Raw genomic sequence first — 12,654 nt, 5'->3', positions numbered from 1 at the left:
TGGCGAAAGCAATTATTCAGCGGGTGAATGAAAGCGTTTTCTGGATCTAAGTAATAAAATTTATGACAGGCTAAACACGATTAAATCAGCTTGCTTTAGTGGTCAGCGCTCACAGCCCTTAGAGCGCTGTGGTAAACTCGCGCATTATTTTTTAACAAGATGGGAATAAGCGATGACGGCGCAGTGGGTGATGTACGGAATTAAAAATTGCGACACGATTAAAAAAGCACGCAACTCGTTAGAGGCTTCCGGCATCGACTATCGTTTTCATGATTATCGCGTGGATGGTATTGATGACGCGCTGCTGCAATCGTTTATTGATCAGCTCGGTTACGAAGTGCTGCTCAACACGCGCGGTACCACGTGGCGCAAACTGCCAGAAGCTGAACGCGAAGCGGTAAACGACGCTGCTAGCGCGAAAGCGGTGATGCTCGCGCAGCCTGCCACCATCAAACGTCCGGTACTGGCCGCGCCAAACGGCGATCTGCTGGTCGGTTTCAAAGATTCCCTTTATCAGGCCTTTATCCAGGAGAAGTCATAACATGTTCTGTCCGGTCATCGAGCTGGCTCAGCAGCTTATCCGTCGCCCGTCTCTTAGCCCGGATGATGCCGGTTGCCAGGCGTTGTTAATTGAACGTTTGCAAGCCATTGGTTTTACCATCGAGCCAATGCACATTGGCGATACGCTGAACTTCTGGGCCACGCGCGGCCAGGGCGAAACCCTGGCGTTTGCCGGTCATACTGATGTGGTGCCGCCAGGCGATGCCAATCGCTGGATTAGCCCACCGTTTGAGCCGAGCATCCGCGACGGCATGCTGTTTGGTCGTGGCGCTGCCGACATGAAAGGTTCGCTGGCGGCGATGGTTGTCGCGGCTGAGCGTTTTGTGGCGGCCAATCCGCAACATAAAGGTCGTCTGGCGTTTCTCATCACCTCAGATGAAGAAGCCAGTGCAGTCAATGGCACGGTCAAAGTAGTTGAGCGCTTGATGGCCCGTAACGAGCGTATGGATTACTGCCTGGTTGGCGAGCCATCGAGCACTGAGATTGTCGGTGACGTGGTGAAAAATGGTCGTCGTGGCTCGATGACCGCCAATCTGACCATTCACGGCGTGCAAGGCCACGTTGCCTACCCGCATCTGGCGGATAATCCGGTGCATCGCGCAATGCCCGCGTTGAATGAATTGGTCGCAACCGTGTGGGATGAAGGTAACGAATTCTTCCCGCCAACCAGCATGCAGATCGCCAACGTGCAAGCTGGCACCGGCAGCAACAACGTGATTCCTGGCGAGTTTTTCGTGCAGTTCAACTTCCGTTTTAGCACTCAGCTCACCGATCAGATGATCAAAGATCGCGTCGCCGAACTGCTGGATCGCCATCAGCTACGTTACACGCTGGAGTGGAATGTTTCCGGCCAGCCGTTCCTGACTTCACGCGGCAAACTGGTTGATGCCGTGGTAAACGCTGTCGCGCACTATAATGAAATTAAGCCGCAGTTGCTGACCACCGGCGGTACCTCCGATGGACGCTTTATCGCGCGCATGGGAGCACAAGTGGTGGAACTGGGTCCGGTGAATGCCACCATTCATAAGATTAATGAGTGCGTAAAAGCGTCAGATTTGCAGATGCTGAGCCGTATGTACCAGCGCATTATGGAACAGTTGATCGCTTAAGCGCGCAATAAGGAGAGTTGGGATGGAATTCTTTAAAGAGTATTGGTGGATCTTAGTGATCCTATTAATGGTCGGTATTTTAATGAACGTTTACAAAGACCTAAAACGTATCGACCACAAAAAATTCATGGATAACAAGCCAACGTTGCCACCGCATCGTGATTTCAACGATAAATGGGACGATGAAGACGACTGGCCGAAGAAGAAATAAGCGCAAAACCGTAGGGTCGCCATTCATGGTGACCTTCTTTTTGGGGCGCAAAAATGCGCCCCCTACGTTTTTTACATCATCATCACCACATCATCATCGCCGGGTTTCGCCCCGCTCAGCGCTTCATCGAAATAACGACGCGGCACGGTATAGCGCAGATGATTCAGCGCCAACTCCATGCTGCGATGGTCAATCGCATGCGGCAAATCCTCAACGATATCCAGCGTGACATCACCGCCTAATAACATCAGTCGCTGCTTCGCTTCTTCCGCATGTTGTAGCGGAATGTGATCGTCATAATCACCGTGAATCAGATGAATGGTATTCCGCGTGCTGGCGCGCTGCGGCAGCGTGGCATAGCGTCCGCTGAACACGATGGCGCGTCCGGCTAAGCCGGGCTGCGCTTTTACCCCTTCCAGCACCATGGTGCCGCCTTGCGAGAACCCCACCAGCGCGGTGGCTTCAGCGCGCACGCCGCTTTGTTGCTGCCAGTGACGCACCGATTCGATGAACTCCGGCATCACCGCATCCACGCCTTGCTGTTCTGAACGATCGTGTGCCGGAATATCGGCATACCACAGGCGACCTTGCGGCACATTGCCGGAAAAAGGGGCACCGACCGAGACCACCAGCGCGTGTGGAAACGCCTTGGCGAACCAACTGCCAATTTGCGCCATCGAATCAGGGTTATCATTGACGCCGTGATACAACAAAAACAGCTGCGCGGCGTTATCGGGTTGCTGAACAATTACGTATTGAAGTGCCATAAGATCCTCCTCAAATCACTATACGCCGCTGCTGGCACAGAGATATCGGGAAAATTTGAACGAGATAATGGATTTATTGCAACAAACGTAGCCGCAGTTGCCACGTATCAGCGGCTGGCGGATTGAGCTGCACAATCGCCGCTGCGACTTCTGCACGCAGCTTAAGCATCAATGCTTTACGCCCGCTCAGTGCGGCCTGCTGAGCAACATCAGCGAACGACTGTTTCTCCAGCAGAATGGCATTCAATAACGGTGAAGGAACGGCGCGAACCAAACGCTGGAGTGCCGCATAACTGGCTTCAAACGGACGCTGTGCCCAGGCAAAACCAGCTAACAGCGGCCAATCATCCGCGTTGAGTTCCTGGCTGGCTGCTGAAGAAAGCGTCAGCGGCAGTTCGATGATGTCGCGCAGCCATGGCCAATCGCGCGCCAGTCGCTGAGCGGCCTGCTGTTGCAAGGTCTTTCCGGCAGGCGTCAGCGCCAACATCGCCATCGCCGCAAAGCATCCGCTGCTGGCTTCACGCTGTGAACCGATGCGCACCAGCGTAAAGCCGCAAGCGCGCCAGAAATGCCACAAGGTTTCGGTGTAGCCAAAACTCACCGACAGATAATCACACTGCGCGTACTGCTGTGCGGTTGCCACTAACGCACGGCCAATGCCACGCTGGCGCTGCGCGGCTTGAACCGCAATGCGGCTAATGCGCTGCGAGCGTAACGTTGCCGCTTCAGCAAAACCACCATGCGCCGCCAGCGATTGCGCCACCAAATTACCGCGCGGTCGGCGATATCCGGCCCACACCGCGTCAGCAAGCGAGGGTTCTAATCCGCCCTCTTCCACCAACCACATCGCGCCAGTGATTTGCTCTGCACTGCCCGCCAGCCAAAATCGCATGCCGGGCGCATCCAGCATGCGCCGCAAATCGAGCGGCGAAGTGCGATAGTGGGCGCTAGCCAGCAAGCGGTAACCGGCTTCAAGGGCAGGCAAATGCCGATCGGGCGAAGCCGGGAAGATGTCGTTGTTTTCGCTGGCGGCACTTTCCGCCGCATCCTCAAATAGCAGCGCCTGGCTTAACCAACCCTCAAGTGGGTCGTTAGGCGACCAGCGCAGCGGTTCATCAAGCTGGAAGTAACGAACATCAGGCAACGTGGCGCAGAAACGCAGCATAAAACCGCGACCGGTGCCTTCGTAGCCCTGCACGGTGGTGGTTAGCAGCACTCGTGGAAAGCGCTGCACCAGTTGTTGCAACAGCGGCGCAGGAATGGCGGCAGCTTCATCGACAATCAACCATTCGGCTTGCGGCGCCTGTTCCAACGCGAGAATCGCGTCTGGCGCCATAAAGCGGAAATGTTCACCGGCAAACGCTGCCAGCACATCGGTGGAGACTTTGGCTGGAGCCGTGACCAAACAGTGCTGATTATGCTGCGCCAACATGCCCGCCAGCGCTGATTTACCGCGACCGCGCGCCGCAGTGATCACCGCGACACCGTTTGGCATCGCCGGCAGTTGTTGCAGGATATGCGCTTGCTGTTGCGGTGCCTGACAATGCCACTCAGCCCAATCAAGCGCAGCGGGGTAGCGTGCAGCCTGATGCTGGCGCAGCAACATCACCTGCGGATCATTTAGCATTAAGGTTTGCAAATGATGGATGAAATGCGGCGTGGCGATGGGTTCTGCAACATCAGCCCAACGTAGACTGTCGGCATCTTGTTGCTGTGGCCACGTTTCCCATTCCGGCGTCAGCAGCAGCAACCAACTGCCAGCACGCAAGGTGCCCGCCAGCGCGGCAAAGGCTTCTGCGTGGAAACCGTCACGCGCATCAAAAATCGCATGCTGGAATTCTCGCCCCAACAAGTTACGCAGCGCGCTGGGTGCCACTGCCTGCGGGAAGTCGTCACTCTCACTCAGCGTCAGCCAATCACCGCTTAACTCTGCTTGCCAACTGGCGGCTTGCTGCGTGGCCCAATCCGCTGCGCCGCTGATCACACACAGGCGGCGAATGCCCGCTCTCTGCATCGCCGCGGTTGCTGCAATTGACGAAATCACTTACTGGCGAAGGTGTTGCATTGGCCCGGATCGCCACTGTCGAAGCCACGTTTCAACCAGGTATAACGCTGCTGCGAAGTACCGTGAGTAAAGCTATCTGGCACCACGCGGCCCTGGCCTTTCTGTTGCAGACGATCGTCACCAATCGCTTCAGCAGCATTGAGCGCTTGCTGCAAATCACCGACTTCCAGCACGTTCTCTTGCTGCATGTAATGGCCCCAAACACCGGCGAAGCAGTCAGCTTGTAGCTCCATCTTCACCGATAACTGATTGGCCTGCACCTGGCTCGCGCCCTGCTGCATCTGACGCACTTTCGGTTCGATGCCCAGCAACTTTTGCACGTGATGACCGACTTCATGCGCGATGACATAACCTTGCGCGAAATCGCCACCGGCACCGAGTTTGGTTTTCATATCATCGTAAAACGATAAATCGATATACACCGTTTGGTCGGCCGGGCAATAAAATGGTCCCATCGCCGATTGTCCGGTGCCGCAATTGGTGCGCGTGGCGCCGCGATACATCACCAATTTTGGCGGCACATATTGCTTGTTCATCTGCTTGAACAATTTGCTCCACGTATCTTCCGTGGTGGCGAGAATGACCGATGTGAACTTGGCATCTTCATTACTTTGTGCCGAATTGACCGGACGCTGCTGCTGTTGCGAGGTCGGCGCCATGCCGCCACCGCCATCAATCAGCGCGGTGAGGTCGTAGCCGTAATAACCGGCCACCGCGACCACCACCAGCAGAATCAAGCCACCTTTGCCGCGTGGAATGCGGATTTGTCGTCCGCCGCCGCTGCCAAATCCAGGGGAATCATTGCGTCGATCTTCTACGTTGTCGCTTTCACGACGCCCTTGCCAGCGCATGGCATGCTCCTGTTAAACCATCATGTTTTGCATGATTTTAGTTGGCGGCAGAGATTATCACCAGCGTTGCGGGCTAAGCGCAGCGAGAATAAGAGAAATGGAATGAAAATCTGTCGGGTCGGCATTGATGCTGACCTGGCTGACGCATATTGCAGGCATAAAAAAAGGTCGTCATAAATGACGACCCTACGAGAAAGGTGTGGAAATTAATCCAGTTTCACGCCCAATCGCTGCGCCACTTCTTCGTACGCTTCAACCAGGCCGCCGAGGCTCTGACGGAAACGGTCTTTATCCATTTTGTCCATGGTGTTTTTGTCCCACAGACGCGCGCCATCTGGCGAGAACTCATCGCCCAGCACCACTTCGCCGTTGAACAGACCGAACTCCAGTTTGAAATCGACCAGAATCAGGCCCGCATCATCAAACAGCTTGCTCAGCACGTCGTTGGCTTTGAAGGTCAGCTCTTGCATACGCGCCAGGTTGGCTTTGCTGACCCAACCGAAGGTTTCGCAATACGATTCGTTGACCATCGGGTCGTGTTTGGCGTCATCTTTCAGGAAGAGATCAAACAGCGGTGGATTGAGCACGATGCCCTCTTCCACGCCCAGACGTTTTACCAGCGATCCTGCCGCACGGTTGCGCACCACGCACTCAACCGGCACCATCTCCAGCTTTTTCACCAGCGCTTCGTTATCCGACAGCAGCGCTTCCATCTGGGTCGGAATGCCCGCTTCCTGCAATTTGGTCATGATGAAATGGTTAAACTTGTTGTTGACCATTCCTTTGCGATCAAACTGCTCGATTCGTGCACCGTCTCCTGCTGACGTATCGTTGCGGAATTCAAGTACCAGCAGATCCGGATTATCGGTGCTGTATACGGTTTTCGCTTTACCGCGATACAACTCAGCTCGCTTTTGCATCTTGTTAACTCCAAACATGAAAGAACCCGTGTTCAGCGGTGTTTCACCGCGCGCCGACTGCGTGACGCAATCGTTTACTTCGCCGGGCGCTATTATGCCAAATCCAAAACAAAAAGGCCGGAGAATCTCCGGCCCTTTGGCAATTTATTTCAGCGCGCCTTGCATCACGCCGACTAACGCATCGTTTTGCGCCTGCGTTAGCACGTGACCTTTCGGATCGATGAACTGCAGACTGCTGCGGTTATCCAGATCGCCAACCTGCAATTTGTAATCGCCGTTAGGTAATTCAGGATCTTTCGCACCAATCGCATCAAACGCGCCGCTGCCCGGCTGTTTGTAAGTGACTTTCAGGCTGCCCTGCGAGCGGTTGTCATCGGTCACTTCCATGCCGATACGCTTCAGTGCAGCTGGCAAACGCTGCCAGGTGACGTTGAACGGTGCACGCAGCACCAGCAACGGTAAACCGGTATCATCCGCGCCGCTCTGGACGTCAATCTGTCCGGTTGCACGGCTCGCCGCCGCATCCTGGCTGGCAGAATCCACTTTATCCAAACCGGTGCTGATGTCGTTCAACATCTGGCCGGTGTAGCGTTGAATCTGCGCCGGTGAAGTGACGGCTTGACCTGACTGTTGCAGTTCAAGCAGACGCACGGTCAACACTTGCTGATAGCTCTGATTCTGAACGCTGATCTGATAACGACCACGATACTGGTTATCTTCGTCAGCACGGTTCCACTGTACCCAATCGGTGGTCAGTTGCTGTGCAGCATCATCACGTTGAGCGATTGGGAACTTGTAGGATTGAATCACGCCAACCACTTGTGACCAGATCGAACCACGGCTGCTTTCTACTGCCAATACGCCGGTGTTGCCGGTGAACTGAGCACGCGTGCCGTTCAGCAGCGCCAGAGGCTGAGCGGGCGGACGAATATCCAGCTCTTTGCCGACTGCGCCTTTCGCCACGTTATGTGGCACATCGTAATCACCGTTTTGCAGCGGCAAAATCATGCCCGCTGGTGCTTTTAAATCATGCAGTTCAGGTGCTTGCAGATAAGATTCATCACCGCTGACCTGGCGCTTATAACGCTGATCGCTAGAACACGCTGTGAGCAGCATCAGGGTGGAAAGGCCCACTACCGTTGCCAGCGTCGAGCGCTTAACTGAATAACTCATTGATTCTCCCTAAATTATCGCAGACCCGCTTTAATCAGCGCTTGCGCCGTTTTCGCCTGACCGGCTTCGGTCAGTGGCGTCATTGGCAAACGCAGCGTGTCATCCGCGATTAATCCTAGCTGTTTTGCTGCCCATTTCACCGGGATTGGATTGGGTTCACAGAAAAGTGTCTGGTGCAGGTGCATCAGACGCTGGTTCAGGCGACGCGCTTCGGCAAATTTGCCTTGCTGCGCTAAGGCACAAAGCTCAACCATTTCGCGGGCGGCAATGTTAGCCGTAACCGAAATGACGCCTTTGCCGCCCAGCTGCATGGAGTCCAGCGCTGTGGCGTCATCGCCGCTAACGATAATGAACTCATCATTAACCAGCTCTTGGATCTGTGAGATGCGTGATAAGTTCCCGGTGGCCTCTTTGATTCCGATAATATTTTTAATTTCGGCCAAACGCGCGACGGTTTCCGGCAGCATGTCGCAACCGGTACGCGAAGGAACGTTATACAGCATCTGTGGCAGATCGGTACTTTCGGCAATGGCTTTAAAGTGCTGGAACAACCCTTCCTGAGTCGGACGGTTGTAATAAGGCGTGACCGTCAAACAACCGACCACACCGCTGCCGGTGAAGCGTTTGGTCAGAGAGATGCCTTCAGCAGTGGCATTGGCGCCGGTGCCCGCGATAACCGGGATACGGCCATCCGCCAGTTCCAGCGTCTGCATTACCACATCACCGTGCTCTTCATGGCTGAGCGTGGCGGATTCGCCGGTGGTGCCAACAGAAACAATCGCCGCGGTGCCGCTGGCAACATGATAATCAATCAGTTTTTTCAAACTTTCGCGGCAGACATTACCTTTTTCATTCAGTGGCGTAATGAGCGCAACAATACTTCCGGTGAACATGGGCTATCCCCTCGACAAACAAGTGCCTCATGTTACGTTTTACATCGAAAGAAAAGCAAGCGAGCCACGCCATTCCTGCCCTTGTCAGCAGTTTTTTTTATGTTTACCTTATGGTTATTAGCGAACGTACAGGAAATGCCATTTTGCCGCAGTCACAGCCCCACCATCTGGTGATCACCGCACTGGGCGTTGATCGTCCGGGAATCGTCAATACCATTACCCGTCACGTGAGTAGCTGCGGCTGCAATATTGAAGACAGCCGTTTGGCGATGTTAGGCGATGAGTTCACCTTTATCATGCTGTTATCCGGCAGTTGGAACGCCATCACGCTGATTGAATCCACGCTGCCAATGAAAGGTGCCGAACTGGAGTTGCTGATTGTGATGAAGCGCACCAACGCGCGCGTCACCCCGCCAATGCCCGCCACCGTGTGGGTACAAGTTGAGGTGCCGGATTCACCGCATATCATTGAACGCTTTACCGATTTGTTCGATAAACATCAAATGAACATCGCCGAACTGGTTTCACGCATTAAACCGGCACAAGACGATGTTGCGCCCACGCTCTATATTCAAATGACAGCGCACAGCCCGGCCAATCCTGTTAGCGCGCCGATTGAGCAGGCTTTCAATCAGCTGTGTGAAGAACTGCATGCACAAGGTTCAATTCGTCTTTATAGTGTGACCGACAGTGCCAACAGCACCGTTTAATCTGGCTCCGGGTTATTTCGCCACACACTCTGCCCCGCGCGGCAAACCGTGTAGTGAAATAACCCTGACGGTAAACACAACCTGGCACTCCCGCTCAGGATGGTGTATTACCCACAGTATGAAGAAAAAAATGGAGAGTTGTGATGAATCCACTGAAAGCCGGTGATACCGCACCGAAATTTAGCTTGCCCGATCAGGACGGCGAACAAGTAAATTTGGCCGACTTCCAGGGACAGCGCGTTCTGGTCTATTTCTACCCGAAAGCCATGACGCCGGGTTGCACCGTGCAGGCTTGCGGGCTGCGCGACAACATGGATGAGTTGAAAAAAATTAGCGTCGAAGTGCTGGGCATCAGCACTGACAAACCTGAGAAGTTGTCACGTTTTGCCGATAAAGAGTTACTGAACTTCACCTTGCTCTCTGATGAAGATCATCAGGTTTGCGAGCAATTTGGCGTGTGGGGTGAGAAGACCTTTATGGGCAAAACCTATGACGGCATCCACCGCACCAGCTTCCTGATTGATGCTCACGGCAAAGTCGAAAAAGTGTTTGATGATTTCAAAACCTCAAACCACCATGACATCGTGTTGGATTATTTGAAATCAGCCTGATAGAAACGGGTGCGCAAGTCGCACCCGTTTTTTTATCTGACGTTGTCATCCAGCGCAGGCGTTTCTGGCCAGGCGCGCACCACCGCTTTAACCAGCGTCGCCAGCGGAATGGCAAAGAACACGCCCCAGAATCCCCACATCCCGCCGAAAATCACCACCGACAGAATGATCACCAAAGGATGCAGATTCACCGCTTCCGAGAACAAAATTGGCACCAGCACGTTGCCATCCAGCGCCTGAATCACTAAATAGATGCCGATCATCGTCCAGAAATCACTGCCCAATCCCCATTGGAACAGGCCCACGCCGATCACCGGAATGGTCACCACCATCGCGCCGATATAGGGAATCAGCACTGAAATGCCCACCAGCACCGCCAGCAGCAGCGAGTAGTTAAGACCTAACATCAGGAAGGCCAACCATGTGACAAAGCCGACTGCCACCATTTCCAGCACTTTGCCGCGAATGTAATTGGTGATTTGCTGATTCATCTCCTGCCACACCACGCCCGCCAACCCGCGATTTCGTGGTAACACGCGGCGCACCGCGTTTAGCATCTGCTCTTTGTCTTTCAGCAGGAAGAACACCATCAGCGGCACCAGCACCAGATAGATCATCAACGTCATCAAACCGACCAATGACGCCAGCGAGTACTTCACCAGCGATTCGCCCAAGCCGGTTAAGCGGCTGCGCAGGTTTTCAACGATGATATCGATGATGCCCGCATCCACCAGCGCCGGATAACGCTTTGGCAGGCCCGCCGCGAATACATACAACTTGTTCAACATGTTCGGTAAATCGCGCGTTAAATTGATGCCTTGCTGCCACGCCACCGGCGCTACGATCAGCACCATCACCAACAAAATACCCGCGAACACCACCAGCACGGCGCTGGTTGCCCAGGTTCGGCTGCAACCGACACGCTGTAAACGCACCGTCGGCCATTCGAGCAAATAGGCCAGCACCAACGCCACTAACAGCGGTGCCAACAGGCCACTTAAGAAGAATAAAATACAAAACGCCGCCAGCAGAATCACCAGCAAGCCAATGGCCTGTGGATCGCTGAAACGGCGTTTGTACCATTGATAAAGCAGAGCGAGCATGTTTACTTCCAGTTGAACGTAGGGCCGCCATTGATGGCGGCCGATTGATGAATGTGGTGGCGGGGATTAATGCGAAATGCTGCTGACTAAGGCATCCTGACCAGAAATCATCACGCAGTTGCGCCCGGCATTTTTCGCCAGATACAGCGCAGCATCGGCTTGCTTGAGACTTTGTTCCTGCGCCCCGTGATCCGGTTGCCAATCAGCGATACCGACAGAAAGCGTGATATTGCCGACTTGATCAATCCAGTTATCGGCAATGCTGACGCGCACGCGCTCAGCAAGAATACGCGCATCTTCCACCGAAGTGGCCGGCAGCAGCATCAGGAACTCTTCCCCGCCGTTGCGGCACACCACATCGGTTTGGCGCGCGCTCTGTCGCAAAGTGCGCGCCACGTGCTTGATCACCTCATCGCCGACATCATGGCCGAAGGTATCGTTGACGCGTTTAAAGTGATCGATGTCCAGCGCCAACACCGAGAACGGTTGGCGCATGGTGGCGAAGTAATCCAGCACCGCACTCAAACCACGCCGATTGAGCAAGTTGGTCATCGGATCGGTTTGCACTTCCGACTTCAAACGGCCAATTTTGTCCTGCACTAAACCGATGCCGGTCAGCAACGCACGCTTGACCTGCGCCGCCTCGAAATACCACGCACGAATGCCGCCAATCTCACCAGACACACCTTGCGAATCCATTTGGCTGGCTTTGCGCGCCAGTTGCCACAGCGGCAATGCGATCAGGCGCGCCAGAATCACCGCCACCAGCAAAGTTAACAGCGCAAACGGCACCGAATTTTTTAGCACTTTCAATAGCAAACCGGAGAGCGGAGCCAGCGTGACATCCGTCGGTTTCAGCGCCACCACCATCCAACCGGTAGTCGGCACAATGGCGTAACCAGCCAGTTTTGGCGCATCTTGCTCGGTAAGCTGCACTTCGCCGTTGGTTTGTTCTTCACGTTGATGATCGCTGATGATGGCTGGCACCACTTTGCCAATCAACTGGCTGTTCTGGTGATACAGCACCTGATTATTGCGATCGGTGACGTAGACTTGCGTACCATCACGATAGAACTGCTCGCCGAGCAACGCATTCAGAATGCTTTTCTTTTTCAGATAGATGGTGCCACCAACATAACCTAGATAGCGACCGTCCTTGCTCCATATCGGCCAGGAGACAAACACAATCAGGTTATTGGCGGCAGAAATGGTCGGTTTGCTGACCATCGGCTGGCGCTGCGCCAGCGCTTCGCGTGAAGCCTGGCTGGTGAGCTGCATGCCTTTCAACATCAAGGATTCCGGCGAAATCGCCTTTACAATGCCATCGCTGTTGACCACGGCAACCGAGTTAAAGCTGTTGGTTTGCTCGCGCAGGCGATTGACTTCCTGCTGCGCCAGATCGCCATTATCGAAATCATTACCCAACTGCGTCGCGCTGTAATGCAGCTGCGACTGAGCCAACTGAAAAAAGACTTCAGTGGTGGCGGCCAGCTTGGTGGCGTAGGCGCGATTAGCTTCGAGGGTGCTTTCGATCAGGACCATGCGTTGCACGCGCCAGGTCGCGTAAAGCGTGTTGGCGAGCGTAATGACGATGCTGGTGATCGCCAGCAGCGCGATCAGCGTGCGCAGGTCAGTTTTTGGCCGCAGGCGCATCAACATGGCGCACCCAGCCTAGCGAGT

General features: G+C 54.5%; 13 protein-coding genes. 5 read left to right on the top strand and 8 right to left on the bottom strand.

The genetic code is table 11. The features are described from left to right. Positions 1–172: 172 nt before the first annotated feature. The 3 genes from ABDW13_RS10345 to ABDW13_RS10335 are packed head-to-tail and all read left to right on the top strand — an operon-like array spanning position 173 to position 1,881. A complete protein-coding gene (locus tag ABDW13_RS10345; protein ID WP_343552473.1) occupies positions 173–541 on the top strand; it encodes an ArsC family reductase in 369 nt (122 codons plus the stop codon). Between the two features lies 1 nt (position 542). Beyond that, entirely contained in the window at positions 543–1,670 is a 1,128-nt protein-coding gene (dapE, locus tag ABDW13_RS10340) for a succinyl-diaminopimelate desuccinylase (RefSeq protein WP_343552472.1), read from the top strand. A gap of 22 nt (positions 1,671–1,692) precedes the next feature. After that, positions 1,693–1,881, top strand: coding sequence for a YpfN family protein (locus tag ABDW13_RS10335; protein ID WP_008108368.1), 189 nt, complete (start codon positions 1,693–1,695; stop codon positions 1,879–1,881). Between the two features lie 71 nt (positions 1,882–1,952). Here ABDW13_RS10335 and ypfH read toward each other — a convergent pair whose 3' ends face one another. The 6 genes from ypfH to dapA all read right to left on the bottom strand — a co-directional run bounded on the left by ypfH (position 1,953) and on the right by dapA (position 8,550). Continuing rightward, positions 1,953–2,648, bottom strand: coding sequence for an esterase (ypfH, locus tag ABDW13_RS10330; protein WP_343552471.1), 696 nt, complete (start codon positions 2,646–2,648; stop codon positions 1,953–1,955). 73 nt (positions 2,649–2,721) lie between these two features. Beyond that, positions 2,722–4,662, bottom strand: a complete 1,941-nt coding sequence (locus ABDW13_RS10325; protein ID WP_343552470.1) for a GNAT family N-acetyltransferase — start codon at positions 4,660–4,662, stop codon at positions 2,722–2,724. Positions 4,663–4,688: 26 nt separating this feature from the next. Then, entirely contained in the window at positions 4,689–5,564 is an 876-nt protein-coding gene (locus ABDW13_RS10320) for a neutral zinc metallopeptidase (protein WP_343552469.1), read from the bottom strand. Positions 5,565–5,770: 206 nt separating this feature from the next. Beyond that, entirely contained in the window at positions 5,771–6,484 is a 714-nt protein-coding gene (purC, locus tag ABDW13_RS10315; RefSeq protein WP_007884822.1) for a phosphoribosylaminoimidazolesuccinocarboxamide synthase, read from the bottom strand. Between the two features lie 144 nt (positions 6,485–6,628). Further along, a complete protein-coding gene (gene bamC / locus ABDW13_RS10310) occupies positions 6,629–7,657 on the bottom strand; it encodes an outer membrane protein assembly factor BamC (protein ID WP_343552468.1) in 1,029 nt (342 codons plus the stop codon). A gap of 14 nt (positions 7,658–7,671) precedes the next feature. Further along, complete coding sequence (gene dapA / locus ABDW13_RS10305) at positions 7,672–8,550, bottom strand: 4-hydroxy-tetrahydrodipicolinate synthase (protein ID WP_343552467.1); 879 nt, start codon at positions 8,548–8,550, stop codon at positions 7,672–7,674. Between the two features lie 143 nt (positions 8,551–8,693). On the opposite strand from dapA, the gene ABDW13_RS10300 reads away from it, so the two are divergent. Together ABDW13_RS10300 and bcp are read left to right on the top strand one after the other, a co-directional pair. Beyond that, positions 8,694–9,260, top strand: coding sequence for a glycine cleavage system transcriptional repressor (locus ABDW13_RS10300; RefSeq protein ID WP_343552466.1), 567 nt, complete (start codon positions 8,694–8,696; stop codon positions 9,258–9,260). A gap of 143 nt (positions 9,261–9,403) precedes the next feature. Then, entirely contained in the window at positions 9,404–9,871 is a 468-nt protein-coding gene (gene bcp, locus ABDW13_RS10295) for a thioredoxin-dependent thiol peroxidase (RefSeq protein ID WP_343552465.1), read from the top strand. 32 nt (positions 9,872–9,903) lie between these two features. Here bcp and ABDW13_RS10290 read toward each other — a convergent pair whose 3' ends face one another. Together ABDW13_RS10290 and ABDW13_RS10285 are read right to left on the bottom strand one after the other, a co-directional pair. Next, a complete protein-coding gene (locus ABDW13_RS10290) occupies positions 9,904–10,974 on the bottom strand; it encodes an AI-2E family transporter (RefSeq protein WP_343552464.1) in 1,071 nt (356 codons plus the stop codon). A gap of 66 nt (positions 10,975–11,040) precedes the next feature. Next, on the bottom strand, positions 11,041–12,633 hold the full coding sequence (locus ABDW13_RS10285) for a sensor domain-containing diguanylate cyclase (RefSeq protein WP_343552463.1): 1,593 nt from the start codon (positions 12,631–12,633) through the stop codon (positions 11,041–11,043). Between the last annotated feature and the right edge of the window lie 21 nt (positions 12,634–12,654).

Source organism: Pantoea sp. (genome assembly GCF_039594315.1).
Classification (GTDB): Bacteria; Pseudomonadota; Gammaproteobacteria; order Enterobacterales; family Enterobacteriaceae; genus Pantoea.
This window is presented reverse-complemented; position numbering and strand designations above follow the sequence as displayed.